Raw genomic sequence first — 17,824 nt, 5'->3', positions numbered from 1 at the left:
ACGCTCCTCGTTCACTGATTGCTATGCGAAGACCAGGCTTCGCGACCGTTCAACATGATTTTGTTCAACGACATACCCTTGGCTTTGGCCTCCCCTCGCAGGGCCTCCATCAACCGGGGCATTTCATGACTCTCCAGACGGTAATCGCGTACCCAGGCGATGGCTGTCCCGTCACGCTGCGGAGTGAAGCGCAAGGAACGTTCGGACCAAAGCAGTGTGGAGGTTCCATCGGACACCACAGCGTTCGTCAACGCGATATCGTCCGTCGGCATAGACGGCTCACTGTCGAGGAGTAAATCGATCGCGCTCACTGCAGCCTGCGTCGGTAGCGATTCATCCGGGGTGGGTATATTGACGTCTAATAATGAAGAAGCCGCGGCGAGTTCCTGTGGCACCGTACTTTCCGTCAATGGCGGTGCCTCGGAGCGTGGCCCGGTGAACTCCCTCTCACTTTCCGAAACGACCAATTCGGAAAGATAGGCTCCCGCAAGGAGATGCACACCGTACACGCGAGAACCGAGTAATGCTTCGGTCACCCCGGTGGGCTGAACCACCGTGTTCAACTGTATTTGTTCCTGCGTGGTCATCATGGGAGCAACTTCCACAGGAACCTCATCAGCCGCAACGTCCGTTTGCGCGATCACGGTGGGATCCGCGGGCGCGGCGGGGTCTTCTGGTGAGGCGACAGGCATGGCCGAGACGCGAACGGGAGCGACTGGAACACCCGTGGGCGCCTGAAGAATCCCTTTGACCGGTTCAACGGGCGTCCCTGCTGGACCAGCCGCAGGAACCACTACCGGACGTATCGGCTCCAAGGTGCTTGGTGGCAATTCGAGGACGCCCTTGACCGGTGCCGTAGAAGTGCTTGTCGAAGCAACGGAGGGAGCCACTGCGACGCGAACCCCCACTGGCGCCGCCGGGAGTGCTTTGAGATCACTCTTGACCAACTCAGAACTGCTTTCTGCCGTGGCGAAAGATGACGTCACCGCGTGACCCGCACTGGGCACAATGGAGGATGCTTTTCTGGCACCCTTCATCAACTCATCGGCAAAATCATGGAGCGGCGAACGCCCACTGCCGAAATGATGTTGACGGTAGGATGCATCAATACTGGAGACGTCTGTCATAGCCCCTTCCGGCTTTCCAGCCACAGTTCAACAGATTCTTCCTGCGCCTTAGCGGCGCGCTCCCGATGTAGCTCCCCATCCAGCTGATCGACATGTGCACCCACCCGTTCGCGATAGCGCTTGGCCAACAGGTTCTCGCTCGCGCGATCCTTTCGCGCGAGCGTGGCATCGGTAAGTTCGCTCGACACCGATTGCTGCTTCGCTGCGTAGGCACCGTCGAGCAGTGAAAGCATTTCATAACGGCCCATATCGACCGTAGAGGTGCTCTGTACACATCGACCATGGGCTGCCGATATCGCATCGCGTGAAGCCAATACGTCGTCAAGACGCGACTGACAGGTGCGCTCCTTGCCGGCCGCTTCGCTTAAAACCGCAGAAGCACGGAGTTCGCGTACCCGCACCATTCGCAGGAGGACATGGTACGCGTGCAACTTTTGTTGCTTCATGATCGCCCTCCCCCTGTCACGATACTTCTCAGAGCTTCAATGCTTTCGCGGCGCGATGACGATTGCGACGGCTCCTGACGGAAACATTCTACGATACGCGGATGCATCGCGATGGCTTCGTCCAGCGCCGGATTTGTTCCGGCCTGGTAGGCCCCCATATCCACCAGGTCACGGGACGTTTCGTAGGTGGAGACGATAGCCTTGGTGCGCAGAATAAGCTGGCGCTCTTCTTTGTCCGCCACTCGCGACAGTAATCGGCTGACGCTGGTGAGCAGGTCAATGGCCGGCAGCTGACCACGAGCCGCAAGATCACGCGATAGCACCACATGACCGTCCAAGATGGCCCGCATGTGATCGGCGACCGGTTCATTCATGTCATCGCCCTCGACGAGCACACTGTAGATGGCCGAGATCGAGCCGCTGTTGCGTACCCGCCCTCCCCGCTCGAGGATTTGCGGAAGCAAGTTGAAAACCGAAGGTGGGTAGCCCCGGGATGTCGGCGGCTCGCCGACTGCCAGGCCGACTTCGCGTTGCGCCATCGCAAAGCGGGTGATCGAGTCCACGATCAACAGCACATCCAATTTCTGGTCACGAAAGAACTCCGCCACCGCATGCGCCGCGTGCACGGCGTGGGTGCGTACCAATGCCGGTTGATCGGCCGTCGCTACCACCATCACTGAGCGCTGCAGTCCATCGTGCCCCAAAGCTTCCTGCAGAAAATCGCCCACTTCGCGCCCGCGCTCACCGACCATCGCTACCACCACGACATCCGCGCGGACATGTCGAGCCATCATCCCGAGCAAGGTGCTCTTGCCCACACCGCTACCTGCGAACACGCCGACGCGTTGTCCCTTGGCGAAGGGCAAGACGGCATCGATCGCCCTGACGCCGGTTTCCAGAACCTCGTCCAAGGGTGCCCGCTGCAAGGGATTGATCGGCGAACGCTGTACGGCGCGATAGTCTTCGGCCTCGATGGCCGGCCCACTGTCCAAGGGCGCACCAAAAGCATCCAGCACCCGCCCGATCATGGCCCGCGCAACCGGTACCTGCAGCGTATGGCCCAGCGAGCGAATTCGCGATCCTGCCGATACCCCACGAAGATGACCGAAGGGCATCAACAAAACGCGCCCTTCGCGAAACCCGACGACTTCGGCGCGAATAGGCCGATCTTGCCCACTATCCTCGATTTCGCAAAGCTCGCCGATCTTGACGTCCGGACCGATCGCTTCGATGACGAGGCCATTGAAACCAAGCAGCACGCCATACCCGTGCGAAAACGGTCGCTGCGCGAGCAGTTCACGGTAGCGGCTGATGGTTTCCACAGCGCTCATGGACGCGTCGTCCGCAAGGTGTCGAGCATCGTTGCGACAATCGCCTCCAGACGCATAGCCATCGAGGTTTCCACATGGCCGTGTGAGGTTTCGATGCGACATTCCCCGTCGGCCAACCCCGCGTCCTCGATGACCTCCAGACCACTAATGTGCTCAGGCAAGACGGCCCGATCCCCTGTCGAAACCCGCAGGCTCACGGCCTTTGCCCGATGCTCCTCCACCATCTGCGTGCACAATCGCCGCAGCAAGGCATGGTCACCCGACATTTCTCCAAACGACCGTGCCAGAGAGGCCAACGCTATCTCGAAGGCCATGTCTTCTAATGCCGCACCGTAGCGGTCTAAAGCGTCTCCGAGCCCCTCGGCACAGCTGGCAAGACGCTCACGCTCACGGCTCAGATCCTGCAAGGCAGCATCGAGCCTCGCACGTGCGTCCGTTTCGATTTGCTGTTTGTATGCTTCGACCGTCCGTAGGCCGTCCTGTTCACCTGCTTCGAAACCTTGGGCGTACCCGCTTCGATACGCTTGCGTACCACTCGGATCCTCCGCATGCACGGGTGCCACGAAAGGCGGCACCTCGCGGCCGCCCGCGACCAAACGACGCCCGATCGTTTCAAGTACGGCATCCGTCCCAAGCCGACGGATCACGGCGCGGCCCCGCTCGATCGGACGGCATGACCCGCCTCTCCCAGGTAGCAAGCCATGGCATGCGCCAAGGAAGTGGGAAAGGGGTTGGGCAATCGCATCATTTCGCGACGGATGGCTTCGCCACGATTTTTGTCGCACGTCGCCAAATAAATTTCCGCATGGTCGGGAACGACAGCCACCAAAACACGGGCAACCCAATGACTGGCCAAGCGATCCAGCAACACGATCAGGATGTCGGGCGTGGGCAGATCATGCTCAAATTGTTCATGCTCGTCGGCCAAGGCCGCCTGCAGCAGTTCCGGATCGATCGACACGTGCGTCTGCGCTTCGCCAATCAGCGCATTGAGCGATGGGCGCCAGGCCGGCGGCATATGCGCCAGCATCCAGCGCCGATCCGCCGGATGCATGGAAGCCAGGGCCAAAGCCGCTTTACGGACACCCACCTTATTGATCATTCCGTCTCTACCGTTTCGATCCAGCGGCGCAGCCGCGCCAGCGCTTCTTCACGCTGCGGCGCCGAGAGGCGAGGCGGTACGCTGGTGCGCGCTTTGGAGATAGCGATAAGAAGAAAGATGATCAGCACCGCCGCCACGGGAAAAACCCACTTCGGCGAAACGATATCGACTACTTGAGCCGGCGCGGTCGCCGCGGTATCGGGTAAAGCAGCATCGGCAGCGGGCAGCGCCACGAGAGCTGCAGGCGCAGCGGCCTCTACGGGCTCCGGCGCCGCGATCGCGGCGATGTCCACTTTATCGCCACGCGAGGCATCCAGGCCCAGTGCCGCGGACACGACATCCGATAACTTGTTGATCTCGCTTTGGGGCAGCGTCGAGGGAATGACAATGCCCACGGAGATGCGGTCAATGCGGCCCGGTGCCTGCTCGACCTCTTCCTGCTCGCGTCCGTGCGCATATTCGAGATCACGGTCGTTGCTACTGCTTGTCGGGCCGGTGGCCACATGATCCGTATCGGCGCTGCTATCAGGTATCCGGCCGCTTGAGTTGGTCTTTTCGTGCACGAGCAGTCCATTGCCATCCTTGCCTTGGGCAATCAACCGTTCACTGACCTGTTTGACGTGGTCATAGTTAAGACGCACATCGACCGAAACGGTAAAGTCATTGGTCAGCATCACACGATGCAATAGTTCGCCGACGCGCTCGCGCATCTGCGTTTCCAACTTGGCTTCCCGGTCGAGTTGATCGCCTCCGAGAGCGCCACCTTGCCCATCGGCGGCATAACCGGACAACGCCACACCCTTGTCATCGAGCACCACCACCGATTCCGGACTCAAGCCGTCGACGGCAGAAGCCACCAAGCGCTGGATACCGGCCACACTGCGCGCATCAAGATGCTTCTGTGGCCGAAGACTCAAGGTCACCGACGCCTTGGAGGCCTCTTGGTCACGTTCAAACAAATCCGTGTGACGGATCGTCAGGTGCACACGGCACGAAGTGACCTCGTCCAGCGAATCGATGGTCCGCTCCAGTTCGCCCTGAAGTGCACGTTGAAAGTTGACCTTTTGAGCGAATTCAGTCACCCCATAATCGGAGTCCTTGAAGAGCTCGAAACCTACGCTGCCACCTTTAGGTACGCCCTGCGCGACGAGCTTCATGCGAGTTTCGTAGACCTGATCGTTCGGCACCAGGATGGTCTTTCCCTCGTCAGTCAGGCGATACGGCACCTGCATCTGGCCAAGGGTGGAGGTGATTTCCGCGGCATCCGATTGGCGCAGATCACCGAACAATACCCCGTAAGGTGGATGCGCAATCCACCAAGCCGCGCCACCGATCACCAACGCGATCAACAGCAGGCACGCCGCAAACGCGACGCGCGAGCCTCGAGACATCGATACAAAGAACTGCCGCATACCTACTCCAAAAATCCCTCTGCGGGATACAAACCCATCGTTCCTGCCCGAATCTACCGATCCGGTTGAAAAGGCATTTCGGTCGGATCCGAAATACCAAATATGTTCCTTGCTCCTACACCTGCATGTTCGTCAGATTCTCGTAGGCGGAAAGAAGCCGGTTACGGACCTCAACCGCAAATTGCAGTTGAAGATGCGCATGTTCCATGGCGATCATCACGTCGTGCACGGGCACGTTCCCACCCGCAGCAAGCGAGCGAGCCGATGCATCGGCATCATTCAGGCTGCCATTCAGTCCATCGACCGCCGAACCGACCATCTGCATGAATTGCGGCCCGCTCTGCGCGACGTCAGCGATGCCGCCTTCCGGCAGGCCAATTTGACCGATCGAGAGGGGCGCGATGGGGGTAATACTCACGATTCACCTCCAATGTCCAGCGCATGCAGCGCCATCCCGCGCAGCGTGTTGAACGCCCGGATGTTGGCTTCGTAGGCACGGCTCGCTTCAACCAGCGTGCTCATTTCCTGCACCATATCGACACCCGGATAGCTGACCATGCCGTTCTTGTCGGCCATCGGATCCGATGGATCATGTACCTCACGCGGCGCAGCGTTCATCGCGACCAGCATGGGTTCGGACGAAGAACCCTGGCCAGTCGCGCCGACCGCCGCGTCGAAGCCGGCTTCATAGGGAGCCACGGCACGCATCAGTCGTGCAGGGTGTCCGGGGGCATTCGGTGTATTGGCGATTGCGATGTTTTGACTGGCCGCTTCCAGTCGCAGACGCTCGAATGCCAGACCAAACCGCGAAGCCGCAAGAATCGAATCGACGGACATTTTTAATTCCCTCCCGTCAGTGCTAATTGCATCAGGGCAAAGCGCCGTGACATCACCGTCGACAATGACTGGAAATCCACGCTCGCGGTCTCCAGTTCGGCCACTTCGCTGTCCAGATTTACCGACGCGTTCGGATCGGCATTCGCGAAGCGTGTGGAGGCGCGCAGCGTGGCCGGCGTGATCGTTTCCAAGCTATCGCTGTCCAGCGACGGTTGCGTCACCGCCTGATGCAGCAGACCTACCGCACTCGAGAAATCCGCGCGCTGCGCACGATAGCCCGGCACGTCGACGTGGGCGATGTTGTCGCTGGCAATTTCAGCACGCACCCGCGCCATGCTGATGCCCAGACGAACCGCTTCGGTAGTCAAATCCATAAACACTTCCTCATTGAATGATCAGTTCGCCGTGCAGAGCGCCGGCGTCCTTGATCGATTGCAGGATGGTGATCACATCGCGCGTGGTCAGGTGTATGGCGCGCAACGCGGCAATCAGGTCACCCACGGTGGCGCCATTGGGAATATTGACCAGCTTCGCCTCCGGATCCTGGACATTGATATTGGCCTGTGGAACGACGGCCGTACCAATGTTGCGCGAAGGGTTGACCAGCACGCCGTCTGGCTGCGAAACCATGTAATCGGTCTGTACCACGATGCGCAGGTCACCCTGGGAAATCGTCACTGCACCCAACCGCACGTCGCCACCGGATACCACCGTGCCTGTGCGCTCATTGACGACGACGCGAGCCATCTGATCAGGGGTCACAAGGACGTTTTCGATCGTTGAGATGGTGCGGACCAAATCGGTCGGGGGTGTCGCAAAGGTCACTCGGATCTTTCCGGCATGCTCGGCAACCGCTTCCACGCCCGCGTTGCGACGCAGCGACTCGGCAACGCGCTCGGCGGTGGTGAAATCGGGTTGATAAAGCACCACATCGAGCGTGCGGCCATCACTGCCTAGGCCCAAAGGCGCTTCGCGTTCGACCGACGCGCCATCCGGTACACGACCGACGGTCGGGTGGTTCTTCTGCTCGGAGCTGCCGAATGCCCTGACCTCATAGCCGCCGACGGACAATGCACCTTGTGCCAGCGCATACATCTTGTTATCTGGGCCATTCAAAGGGGTCAGCATCAAAACGCCGCCGGCGAGGCTGCGCGCATCACCCAGCGAGGACACCGATACATCAAGCTTTTGCCCGGACTCTGCAAACGGCGGCAGTGTCGCCGTGACCATGACGGCCGCGACGTTGCGGCTGTTGAGATCATCCGGGCTGATGTTGACGCCAAAGTGGCTGAGCGTATTGGCGACCGACTGAATGGTCAGCCGGTTCTTGCTGGTGTCACCCGTGCCGGCAAGCCCCACCACAATGCCGTACCCGGTAAGCGCATTGTCGCGCACGCCTTCGACCCGGGCGATTTCCTTCAAACGCACGCTATAGCCGTCCCCGCCGGCCCACGCCGCGGCGCAGGGGAGCAAGGCAAAAAGCAGACCCAGCAGAATACGTCTCATATCAGCCCCAGCCAGCGGGTGATGCGATAGAGGACGCTATGTTTCTGCGCTTCGGAGATGTCGCCGCGACCGGTGAATTCAATATTCGCCTCGCTGATACGATTGGACAGAATCGTGTTGTTCGAAGAAATATCTTCCGAGCGCACGAGCCCGGTAAGCACGAATTGCTGCTTTTCGCCATTGATCGCCACGGTCTGTGCACCGTGAATACGCAGCATGCCATCGCCCTCCACCGCGATGACGCGCACCGCCAGCTGCGCCTGCAGCGCACCAGCACGCGATGTCTTGCCCTGACCTGCATCGTCTCCGGAGAGGCCCAGCCCATAGCTGTGGCTGCCACTATGGGTCTGGGTGTTGGCGCCGAGTTGCACGCTACTGTTAGCGTCCGTATTGGCGCTTGCACTGGCGCTCGCGGTCTCGGTGACAATCACGGTCAACGTATCGCCGATTTGATGCGCTCGACGATCGGCAACCAGGCCACGGTAGGTGTCCGGGTTGATCATTGAGCCGGAAGTCTGCGCATGCGCTGGCACGGGCACCGACAGCCACGCAAGACATGCGATCAGGAAATATTTACTGGACAACTTCTACCGCTCCCTTATCGGTGATGCGCGCGCGCACCGGTGTTTCAGCACCATCGACCAACACAGACACTACGTCGCCAACACTTCCTTGGCCCGTGGCGATGCCCCGCCCTTCCAGGTGGATAGATCCATAGGCGACGGATACCTGGACCCTCTGCTGGCGATCCACGTCGGGCACGCGTTCGAAGTCTTCGCGTATCGCTACGGCATCGGCGGTGACCGCGTGGCGCAAGCGCATCCCTGCCACATCCTGCGGATCACGTACCAGATCGCCCTGCACCTGGGCGACATCTGCGCTGCGCGGCACGAACTTGAGCGACGCGGCCGTCTTGCCGAGCGGCGCATCGCTGGCATAAGCGAGCACCGGCCCCGGCACGCTCAGTGCGAACCAGACCGTTGCCGAGCGCACCGTTTGACCATCCACCTCGACGATCACCGGCACCCCCACACGGGCACGCGGCCACTTTCCCTTCAGCTCACCTGCCTTCAACGCGATGGCGCCGGACGATACAACGACGTCCTCCGGTGTACCCACGACGGTCACCTGCGCCGTTCCACGCGCATCGCCCAGCTGGGCATCAATCCGCGCGCGCGCGACGGCAACCATGCGTTGGGCCGTGACATGCTGGAACGATGCTGCCGCCGTGCTAGACAGCGACACCAGCAGCAATCCCGATGCGAGCAGGCATCTGAACATCTTATTGGCGCAGGTTATTGATGGTGTCGAGGATCTGATCCGACGCCTGCAGCACACGTGCATTGAGCTGATAAGCACGCTGCGCGATCATCAGCGTCGACATTTCATTGTCCAGGTCGACGTTGGAGCCTTCCAACATGCCCTGCATGATCGAGCCTATCCCGTCCGCGTTCGGTTTCGCCGCACTCGGATCGCCGGATGCCTGCGTGGCCACGTAATCGTTATTGCCTACCGCCTGCAAACCTTCCGGCGATGGAAACGTGCTCAGCTCGAACGTACCCAACAGGGTCTGGGTGGTACTGCCGCCAATATTTGCGTAGATCTGCCCGTTGGCGTTGACCGTGATGTTGCTGGCGTCCGGCGAGATCTGGATATTCTGGGCCAGCCGATTTCCAGCGACGTCAGCCAGGTAACCGTCGCTATCGACGTGCAGCTGGCCGTTGCGGGTGTATAGGTGGTTGCCGCTGACATCGACAACCTCAAAAAATCCGCTTCCCTGGATACCCATGTCCCAGGTGTTGCCCGTCTGAGACATGGTGCCCTGGGAGAACATCGACGTGGTGGAGAGGATCTCTGAACCGGCGCCGGTATGTTCCGGGCTGAGCCCCGCCTCCACCTGAGAGGGCGTGATCACCGCGATGTCACCGAACGCCACACGCTGGGACTTGTAGCCCGGCGTCTGCATGTTCGCGAGATTGTTCGACAGGGTGTTGATCTGCAATTCCTGGCTCTTCATGCCAGCGGTCGCGATAGCGAGTGCATCAATCATGGTCAGTCCTCAAGTCTTAGCTGTTGTCGCCAATATGGTTGATGCCCGCCTGCATGGCCTCGTCATAGGCTGCGATGGCACGCTGTACGGATTGCGCATGGCGCGTGAGTTCCATCATTCGCACCATCTCGGTACTCGCATCGACGTTGGACTTCTCCAACGCGCCCTGATGAATGCTGCCGTCGAAATCCGCTTCAGCGCCTGCATAGCTGTAGAGGCCACCGCCGGTTTCGCGCAACGCACTGGGCGTACCGACCGCGACGATGCGCAAGGTGTCGATGCTGTCCTTGCCGCTGGTGATTTCGCCGGCGGCATTGATATGCACTCCCGGCTGGGTCAGCGTGATCGGCCCGGACTGGCCCATGACCGGATGTCCGGATGCATCGACCAGCTGCTGATCCGCATCAATATGGAACTGACCGTCGCGTGTCAGCATTTGCTGGCCGCCCACGTCGACGACAAAAAAACCTTTTCCCTGGATCGCCAGATCGAGCGAATTGCGCGTGACGTTGAGGCTTCCGTCGGTGAGATCGAGGGTCGGCGTCGCATCAAGCATGCCCGTTTTGAAATCAGGTTTCAGGCGTTCGGTGCGATAGCCGGCCGTGCCCATATTGGCCACGTTCTGGCTGACGACGTTGAGCGCTTCAACGTCATTGCTCAGATAGCGCGAGATAGCAGAAACGATATTGCTCATGAGCTCCTCATGCGGCAGCGGCAGCGGTGGTAGCGGCAGTGACGGTACCGAAGGCCTTGACCACGACGGTGGAAGGCACTTCGTTGATACCCAGGACGGTGACGTGGGGAAGGCTGCGTTGAATCAACGCGCGCAGATGGCGTCGCACCGGACTCGGACAAAGCAGAACCGGCAGATGGTTGCGCGTCATCATGGCTTCGGAATGCTTGGCCAATCCACTCAGCAGAGCCTCGAGCTGTCCTACCTCGCCAACCAGGATGCCCGCGCCTTCACGTTGACGTACGGCGGAAGTGATGGCGCGTTCGAGCTCCGGCGCCAGCGTCAAGACATGCAGTTCGCCCTTGGCGTCGCTCACGCGCTGACAGATCGTCGGACCGAGTCGTTCACGCACACGTTCGACGAGATCCTCGGTCAGCTTGATCGTCTTGCCGGCATCCACCAGTACTTCAAGGATGGTCACGATATTGCGAATACTGACTTGCTCGCGCAACAGCTGCTGCAAGACCTTCTGCACATCGGTATAGGACATCACGCCGGGAATCAGCTCATCGACCAGTGATGCCTGCTGTTCGCGCACGCGTGTCACCAGGCGTTCGGTCTCAGCACGGGTAAGCAGATCGGGCGCATGGCGCTTGACCACTTCGCCAAGATGCGTGATCAATACCGTCTCCGGATCGACCAGGGTGTAGCCAGCCCCGCGCGCGTACTGGCGCTGCTCCGGATTGATCCAAAGCGCGGGTAGCCCATACGCTGGATCGCGGGTCTCGCGACCTTCCAGTCGCGGCCGCTTTCCACCCGGATTGATGGCCAGAAGAGCATCAAAACGCAATTCGCCGCGGCCTACCCGTGAGCCCTGCACGAACAGCTCGTAGGTATCCTCTGCCAGCGGCAGATCCTGGATGGTCTTCACCTTGGGCAAGATGAAACCCGCATCCAGCGCGAATTGCTTGCGAAACGTTGCGATGCGATCGCCGAGATCCAGGCCGCGTGTCTTGTAGGCCGTCGCAATCGCGCTGCTGAGATGGATTTCGATCGCCTCGACCGTCAGCAGCTTGTACAGGTCCTCTTCGGCTCGCTTCTCTGTCGGCTCGATGACCTCCTCGGCGCTTTTCGGGGCTTCGGGCGTGGCTCGCGCCGCATACACCGTCAAGCCCACGACACCGATTAGAACCAGTAAGACCGGCCATGCGGGCAAACCAGGAAGGAACAACAATCCAGCCAGCGAAAGCGCCACGATCAGCAAGGTGCGCGAATTGGAGAGCACCTGACGCGCAATCTCGGTACCGAGATGCTCGTCCGAGGCCGCACGCGTGATGATGATGCCGGTCGCCACCGCAATCACCAGCGACGGGATCTGCGTGACGATACCGTCGCCTACGGTCAACAGGGTGTAGCGATGCGCAGCATCGCCCCACGCCATACTGTGCTGGACCATGCCGACGGCGAGGCCGCCGATGATATCGATCACGATAATCATGATGCCGGCGATGGCATCGCCCTTCACGAACTTGGTCGCGCCATCCATCGCACCGTAGAAGCTTGCCTCTTTCTCGACTTGGGATCGCCGGCGCTTGGCCTCGTGCTGATCGATCAGCCCCATGTTCATGTCGGCGTCGATGCTCATCTGCTTGCCGGGCATGCTATCCAGGGTGAATCGTGCAGCAACTTCCGCCACTCGCTGCGCGCCGCTGGTCACCACCACGTATTGCACGACAACAAGAATGAGAAACACCACCAGGCCGATCACGTAGTTGCCGCCGACTACATAGGCACCGATGGCGTTGATCACGCGACCGGCGTTGCCGCTGTCGAGGATCAGGCGGGTCGCGGAGATATTCAGCGCCAGACGGAACAGCGTGGTGATCAGCAACAACGAAGGGAACGTTGAGAACGTCAGCGGTGAATCGGTAAAGAAAGTGATCAGCAACACCAGCAGGGCACCGGTGAAGTTGAGCACCAGGAGGAAATCCAGCAGCGCCGGCGGAATCGGCGTGAACAAGATCACCAGAATGATGATCATCCCGAGCACGAGGATCACATCGCGCTTGCCGCTCCATAGCTGGCCGAACAGCGTATTCACGAGAAGATCCTGTTGTCGGGACGCTTCATCAGCCAGCGATAGACCGGAGCGAGCTGGATATAAAGGTGCGCAGGCACTGCCTCATCAATGCGGCATTCCTTGAAAAGCGCACGCGTCAGTTCCGGTGAACGCAGACAGGGCACGCCGGCGTTGGCAGCGATGGTGCGCATGCGTGCGGCCAGTGCGTCCGCGCCCTTTGAAAGGACAATAGGTGAGCGCATCGTCTTGGGGCGGTATTTGAGTGCCACCGCCAGGTGGGTCGGATTGGTCAGCACGATGTCGGCATCCGGTACGCGACGCACCGAACGCGAATGTTTGAGTAGTTCCGCGATCAGGCGCTTGCGCTTCTGGCGGATGTCCGGACTGCCCTCGCGCCGTTTGACCTCGTCCTTGAGATCGTTACGACTCATGCGCAATTTGCGGATGTATTCGCGGCGGCTGAAAAACAGATCCAGCAAGGCCACGAAGCCCATCAAGACCATCATCCACGTGGTCACCTGCACATAGGTCGAGCGCAGCACTTGGCCGATGCCCGTCGGTGCCGAGAAGGCCGCCGCTTCCACACGACGATCGACGCCAGGTGCCAACGCCCACACCACACCAGCGATCAATGCCACCTTCAGGCTCAGCTTGAAGAGTTCCCATAAGACCCGTAGCGAGAAAATGCGCTTCATCCCTTGCGCAGGATTGAGCCGCGTAAAATCGGGCTCGAGCGGCGTCGTGCTGAACGTCGGACCGGTTTGCATGAGATTGGCGATGACGGCGGCCACGACCATCGCCAAGGCGATAGGTACCATCGCCTGCCATACCGGCTGAAATGTCTGTTCCAGCCATCGCATCAGCCCGGCCGAAGGTTCGGGGGCATTGCCGGCCATCAGAAGCGTATGGCTGACCGAATGCGCGAGGGCAGAGGCCAAGGTATAGCTGGATCCGGCAAACGCGATGCTGAAGACGATAGCCACGACCACGCCGCTCAGTTCCGTACTGCGCGGCACCTGTCCCCGCTCACGCGCTTCCTCAAGGCGGAATGCCGTTGGTTGTTCAGTCTTGCTTTGATCGTTGTCGGCCACGGTCAGCGTGCCCCCATGCCTGGCAACGCCGAAAACGCATCCCGGTAAAGCCGTTCAATCAGCTGCGGCGCAAAGCGCAGCGATCCGGCCAGCAGCACAAAGCCAGCCAATACCTTCAACGGCAATGCAACGAAATACACGTTGGCCTGAGGCATGGAACGGCTTGCGTAGGCCACGGCCAGATCGATCGCAAACAGACCCAGCACCACCGGCGCCACGACCATCATGCCGAGCAGAAACTGCGACGACAGCATGGCGATGAACGTTTCGGGCAACAACGTCATGCGTCCACTGCCCAAGGGGACGACGTCGATCGAGGCCACCATGCCTTGCAGCAACCGCAGATGGATACCCAGCGTGAAGAACACCATCATGCCGGCCCACTGCACGGTCGTACCGATCAAGGACTCGGTGACGTGGGTGGATGGGTTGAAAAGACTGGCGGCGGCCACACCGGACTGCATGTCGACGACACGTGCAGAAAATCCCAAGGCGGCGGCTGGCAAAACAATGGCCAGACTGAACGACAGACCGAGCAAGCTCTCGCCCACCAATGCGAGCACAAACGGTAACGGCGCATCCATGCCGATCTGCGGTATCGGCGAGGCATTGACTCCCATCGCCGTCATAGCCAGCGCAAGCAGAATCGTAACTCGGATCGAGGCCGGCACCCAGGCAAACGGCGTGAAAGCAGGCACCATCAGCAACGGCGAGAACCGCGCCATCGCCAGTAGAAACGCACCGATTTGGACGTCCATCGTGTTCACTGCCTACTCACATCCCTGCGATCAGGCCGAACAGCCGCTTGGAAAACTCCACCACCACCGCCATCATCCACGCACCCGTGGCCAGGAACATCGCCACGACAACCACCAGCTTGGGGATGAACGTCAGAGTCATTTCCTGGATCTGCGTCACTACCTGCAGCACCGAGATCACGACGCCCACGACGAGCGTCGCCAGCAGGATCGGACTGGACACCTTCGCTGCCGTGAGCAGCGTCTCCGATAAAAGGTGCATGGCGAGATCGCTATCCATGGCTACCCTTTCGGACGCACGATTTCGCGCAGCTGGACAACGAAGTCCAACGGCACGTTCACGTCGTGGGCGGATTGCCTGGCGAGGATGCCCTCGACCAGCGCATGCGCCTCCTCTAGCCGCCCGTCATCCGGCAACAGCACACTTTGCGCATAGCGCGCCGAACGGTCATCAGGATCGTGGCGATCGCACAAGAGAACCGGATTCGACGGGTCCTTGTCAGCGAACTGCTCCAGGCTGGGCACGTGACTCACTGCCTGTGCCTAAACTTTTGCCGCACTATCTGGATAGGTCTTACGGCAGGGGCAGGATGGTACCGGCCCCACTCAACGATCTCGAACACGTACATCCCCTGTACGTTTGGACATGGACATCCAAACGTTACTGCATCAGCCCCTCTGTACAGCGCCCCTGCACTGTCAAGCGAATCCCTGCTACCACTAGGTACTCGAGCTGCAATGGCGCGGAGCCTACGAGGCAAGTCCCGTATTCGTCAAATAGCAATTTTTACAGCGATTTCTTGCGCTGCGTTTGGACGGGTGAACCCTTGTAACCATTGGTCTCAGCTCAAATAAACAGTAATTTCTTGCACGCTCATCTAGGCGCCGACAAAGACGCCACGGGCCGCAAACAGCACGACAGGCCGACTCAAGACCAGGTAACTGCATCCTTCGACCGCCTACCCCTTCTCATCCGAATGGATAGACTACGTCTCACCAACATCACACCAGGTTTTGGATAGATCCGTGCCGACCGACCGTATTTCACCGTCATCCTCGTTGCTGGAAACTTTGCGTGCCCTGGCACGCGACCGGGCCCGTGGTGTGGGCGCCAATACCGGAATAGCCGCAAAGGAATCAGCCGGGAAACCGCCTAAGTCCGTTCCGCACTCTGTCGACGAACTGCGCCAGCGCCTCCACACCTTGGTAGCGCACGTCGATGTGGCTGATGCGCAGTCGCTTGCCGACGCCCGTGAGCCGGCGTTGCGCGAAATCTTGTTGTGGGAATTCGGTAGCGATTTCCGCAAGGACTCGCAGTTCCTGCCCATGGTGGATGCGATTGGCAGGACTCTCGATGCCGACCCGCGTTTTCAGCAGCGGTTCGCGGAGATGGTCGCCGGGCTGCAGAAGTCCTGAGCCAGAAGCAGCGGCGTTACTAAGCCTTTTAGGTAGACGCGTCAGCTGTGCGTCGGCACACATTTGCTTGGTCGGCCACGCGGCCTGACCTTTGCCAACCGAAATTAGTAATGCGATCTAGCGTCATCAATGACTCCGTCGTAAGTCGTCGCAAAATTTTGCACTTCATCATTTTCTTCTAACCATGTAGTTTGCGCGGCTCGCAGCGGCTTCTCGCCTGCATGGTTCAACAACTATAAGTACATGGAGTTCCACATGAAGAAGTTACTGCTCCTGGCTATTGCCATGGTTGTGGCAGTTCCCGCAACAAGCATGGCCAGCCAGAGTGATTCGTCAGTCGGCAATAACGCCGATACCAACCAGCTCGATAACTTCTTCGTGGCCGGCAATCTCGGCACCTCACAATACCGTGATGCGACGGCAAGCAATCGTCCCAAATACCGTGACGACCTTACCCACGACAACGGTGTATTCCAGAATTTGCGCTTTGGCTGGCGCTGGGACGGCATTGTTGGCCCGGAAATTGGCTACGCCTATTTTGGCAAGGGCAAGCGAGATTACTCAGAACCGTACCGCGTCTACTCCATCCAACCCAAAGCGCTGACTGTCGGCGCAAACGGAAAATACGACTTCCACGACAACTGGTTTGTAACAGCACACGCCGGTTGGCTGCGCTCACACACCACCGTCGCCTGCACAACATCGCTCATCCCCTGTGAGCCCGATCATGTCTTTGGCCTGCCGGGCGGTCCATCAGTCTCCAACACGAGCTACCGCAATGGCTGGTACGCCGGCATGGGCGTGGGTTACGACGTAACGAGCAACGTGAGCGTCGGCCTGAACTACGATGACTACAACATCAAATACAATTCAACCGACAACCCAAATGGGTTCACCGATACAAAGGCAAAAAGAAATATCGCCGCCTTCTCCACCTCCCTGGAATACCGTTTCTAAGTCAAGGCACGCGTGGGTGGATCGCACAAACAACAACGGCCTCCAATAGGAGGCCGTTGTTGTTTGTGCGCCCTGTTGTGGCGCAGAGGTCACGTACCATCCGCGCAGGATCACATGCTGCGGTATACCAGGCAAATTCAGACGCAGATGACATTGCGTGACGCCTCTTCACCGTCGTTGCGATGAGCTCATCCAGCGCTCAAAACCGCCTCGACCATCAGCCCAAACCCTTACAGTCCGTCAGAAAATATCTCTGAGCTTTTTGATTCGACGGCGAATCTGAGCTTTTTGATTCAACGGCGAAATGGAGACCGCGATTGATGCGTATCGTTACAAGTCTTAAGAACTAGGATTGTATTTCAGAATATCTCTCGCCCACTTGGAGCATATATTTTCAAACGGTTGTATTTCTGCATCTGTATTTACAACGCGACCACATCCCAATTTTATATATCTATTTTTGACTCTTACGGTCACCGAAAGAGATAAAACGTTTCTTGAGCCATCGTTTGAAATTGATGCCACGCCGATCGCATCGTGCTGATCAAGAAAAACACCAAGCCATTTTCCATCAGTAGCAAGATGGGGAATCACTCCATTAGCTTCAGCATCAACTTTCTTTTTCTCATTTTCAGCAGCTTCGTCTTTGCCAAAATTTTTGCCTTCCACCACCCTTCTGAAGTAGGCAGCTCCAAGAAAATTATCTTCGCTAAAATCATGCCCGTACATTTCTCTAGACATTGTTATAGAGAGTGCACTATTCCGAGTTTTGCTGTGCCCATCTAGGACGTCTTGGAAATCATGATCTGTTAGGTAGTACTCTAAAAGTATTCCTGGAGGTAATATTTTCTCTTCAAACGCTCTAAACTTCGGAACTCGTGAACCTATCGGCGAAAATCCTAGAGGAGTCGGCACAATTATTTTTTCTCCGCCGAGGTCAAAATCTGTCTTTCCAGCACACCCGCTTAATAAGGCGATTATCCCCTACTTGACATTACGGCCCGACGCCTATTAGGCTCAAAGCGACAGGCCAGCGTT

The 17,824-nt window shown here is 59.0% G+C and carries 22 protein-coding genes; 2 read left to right on the top strand and 20 right to left on the bottom strand.

Features of this window, described 5'->3' with window-relative positions; translation table 11 throughout:
• Positions 1–11: 11 nt before the first annotated feature.
• From GSQ75_RS15845 to GSQ75_RS15755, 19 genes are all read right to left on the bottom strand, one after another.
• On the bottom strand, positions 12–1,127 hold the full coding sequence (locus GSQ75_RS15845; protein WP_158755856.1) for a hypothetical protein: 1,116 nt from the start codon (positions 1,125–1,127) through the stop codon (positions 12–14).
• Complete coding sequence (locus GSQ75_RS15840) at positions 1,124–1,573, bottom strand: hypothetical protein (protein WP_158755855.1); 450 nt, start codon at positions 1,571–1,573, stop codon at positions 1,124–1,126. The genes GSQ75_RS15845 and GSQ75_RS15840 overlap by 4 nt, the downstream gene beginning before the upstream one ends.
• Positions 1,570–2,904, bottom strand: a complete 1,335-nt coding sequence (locus tag GSQ75_RS15835) for a FliI/YscN family ATPase (protein ID WP_158755854.1) — start codon at positions 2,902–2,904, stop codon at positions 1,570–1,572. Before GSQ75_RS15835 ends, GSQ75_RS15840 begins: the two co-directional genes overlap by 4 nt.
• Complete coding sequence (locus GSQ75_RS15830) at positions 2,901–3,551, bottom strand: FliH/SctL family protein (protein ID WP_158755853.1); 651 nt, start codon at positions 3,549–3,551, stop codon at positions 2,901–2,903. The genes GSQ75_RS15835 and GSQ75_RS15830 overlap by 4 nt, the downstream gene beginning before the upstream one ends.
• Positions 3,548–4,006: a hypothetical protein gene (locus GSQ75_RS15825; RefSeq protein WP_158755852.1), complete on the bottom strand. Its 459-nt coding sequence runs from the start codon at positions 4,004–4,006 to the stop codon at positions 3,548–3,550. Before GSQ75_RS15825 ends, GSQ75_RS15830 begins: the two co-directional genes overlap by 4 nt.
• Positions 4,003–5,418, bottom strand: a complete 1,416-nt coding sequence (gene fliF / locus GSQ75_RS15820; RefSeq protein ID WP_158755851.1) for a flagellar basal-body MS-ring/collar protein FliF — start codon at positions 5,416–5,418, stop codon at positions 4,003–4,005. The genes GSQ75_RS15825 and fliF overlap by 4 nt, the downstream gene beginning before the upstream one ends.
• Before the next feature lie 115 nt (positions 5,419–5,533).
• The gene (gene fliE / locus GSQ75_RS15815; RefSeq protein WP_216840701.1) at positions 5,534–5,836 is read right to left on the bottom strand and encodes a flagellar hook-basal body complex protein FliE; all 303 of its coding nucleotides are present in this window, start codon (positions 5,834–5,836) and stop codon (positions 5,534–5,536) included.
• Complete coding sequence (locus tag GSQ75_RS15810; protein ID WP_158755850.1) at positions 5,833–6,255, bottom strand: flagellar basal body rod C-terminal domain-containing protein; 423 nt, start codon at positions 6,253–6,255, stop codon at positions 5,833–5,835. Before GSQ75_RS15810 ends, fliE begins: the two co-directional genes overlap by 4 nt.
• A 2-nt stretch (positions 6,256–6,257) precedes the next feature.
• Positions 6,258–6,629 (bottom strand): hypothetical protein, encoded by a 372-nt coding sequence (locus GSQ75_RS15805; RefSeq protein WP_158755849.1) that lies wholly within the window; start codon positions 6,627–6,629, stop codon positions 6,258–6,260.
• 10 nt (positions 6,630–6,639) lie between these two features.
• Positions 6,640–7,683, bottom strand: a complete 1,044-nt coding sequence (locus GSQ75_RS15800; protein WP_254058611.1) for a flagellar basal body P-ring protein FlgI — start codon at positions 7,681–7,683, stop codon at positions 6,640–6,642.
• Positions 7,684–7,757: 74 nt separating this feature from the next.
• Entirely contained in the window at positions 7,758–8,345 is a 588-nt protein-coding gene (locus GSQ75_RS15795) for a flagellar basal body L-ring protein FlgH (RefSeq protein ID WP_158755848.1), read from the bottom strand.
• On the bottom strand, positions 8,335–9,006 hold the full coding sequence (flgA, locus tag GSQ75_RS15790; protein ID WP_158755847.1) for a flagellar basal body P-ring formation chaperone FlgA: 672 nt from the start codon (positions 9,004–9,006) through the stop codon (positions 8,335–8,337). The genes GSQ75_RS15795 and flgA overlap by 11 nt, the downstream gene beginning before the upstream one ends.
• 37 nt (positions 9,007–9,043) lie before the next feature.
• Entirely contained in the window at positions 9,044–9,811 is a 768-nt protein-coding gene (locus tag GSQ75_RS15785; RefSeq protein WP_158755846.1) for a flagellar hook-basal body complex protein, read from the bottom strand.
• A gap of 16 nt (positions 9,812–9,827) precedes the next feature.
• Positions 9,828–10,505 (bottom strand): flagellar hook basal-body protein, encoded by a 678-nt coding sequence (locus GSQ75_RS15780; protein ID WP_158755845.1) that lies wholly within the window; start codon positions 10,503–10,505, stop codon positions 9,828–9,830.
• A 7-nt stretch (positions 10,506–10,512) separates the two neighbouring features.
• Positions 10,513–12,585 (bottom strand): flagellar biosynthesis protein FlhA, encoded by a 2,073-nt coding sequence (locus tag GSQ75_RS15775; protein WP_158755844.1) that lies wholly within the window; start codon positions 12,583–12,585, stop codon positions 10,513–10,515.
• Positions 12,582–13,655 carry an EscU/YscU/HrcU family type III secretion system export apparatus switch protein gene (locus GSQ75_RS15770; RefSeq protein WP_158755843.1) on the bottom strand — a complete coding sequence of 358 codons (1,074 nt, stop codon included), beginning with the start codon at positions 13,653–13,655 and terminating at the stop codon, positions 12,582–12,584. Before GSQ75_RS15770 ends, GSQ75_RS15775 begins: the two co-directional genes overlap by 4 nt.
• A 2-nt stretch (positions 13,656–13,657) precedes the next feature.
• The gene (locus GSQ75_RS15765) at positions 13,658–14,413 is read right to left on the bottom strand and encodes a flagellar biosynthetic protein FliR (RefSeq protein WP_158755842.1); all 756 of its coding nucleotides are present in this window, start codon (positions 14,411–14,413) and stop codon (positions 13,658–13,660) included.
• Between the two features lie 16 nt (positions 14,414–14,429).
• The gene (locus GSQ75_RS15760) at positions 14,430–14,693 is read right to left on the bottom strand and encodes a flagellar biosynthetic protein FliQ (RefSeq protein WP_158755841.1); all 264 of its coding nucleotides are present in this window, start codon (positions 14,691–14,693) and stop codon (positions 14,430–14,432) included.
• Between the two features lie 2 nt (positions 14,694–14,695).
• Positions 14,696–14,947, bottom strand: a complete 252-nt coding sequence (locus GSQ75_RS15755; protein ID WP_158755840.1) for a hypothetical protein — start codon at positions 14,945–14,947, stop codon at positions 14,696–14,698.
• A gap of 492 nt (positions 14,948–15,439) precedes the next feature.
• Here GSQ75_RS15755 and GSQ75_RS15750 point away from each other — a divergent pair, with 492 nt between their 5' ends.
• Positions 15,440–15,829 (top strand): hypothetical protein, encoded by a 390-nt coding sequence (locus GSQ75_RS15750; protein ID WP_158755839.1) that lies wholly within the window; start codon positions 15,440–15,442, stop codon positions 15,827–15,829.
• 255 nt (positions 15,830–16,084) lie between these two features.
• A complete protein-coding gene (locus GSQ75_RS15745; RefSeq protein WP_158755838.1) occupies positions 16,085–16,786 on the top strand; it encodes an outer membrane beta-barrel protein in 702 nt (233 codons plus the stop codon).
• A 339-nt stretch (positions 16,787–17,125) separates the two neighbouring features.
• Here the strand turns inward: GSQ75_RS15745 and GSQ75_RS15740 are convergent, their stop codons facing one another.
• Positions 17,126–17,701 (bottom strand): hypothetical protein, encoded by a 576-nt coding sequence (locus GSQ75_RS15740; RefSeq protein WP_158755837.1) that lies wholly within the window; start codon positions 17,699–17,701, stop codon positions 17,126–17,128.
• Between the last annotated feature and the right edge of the window lie 123 nt (positions 17,702–17,824).

Source organism: Dyella sp. S184 (assembly GCF_009766065.1).
In the GTDB taxonomy this organism is placed as follows: Bacteria; Pseudomonadota; Gammaproteobacteria; order Xanthomonadales; family Rhodanobacteraceae; genus Rhodanobacter.
This window is presented reverse-complemented; position numbering and strand designations above follow the sequence as displayed.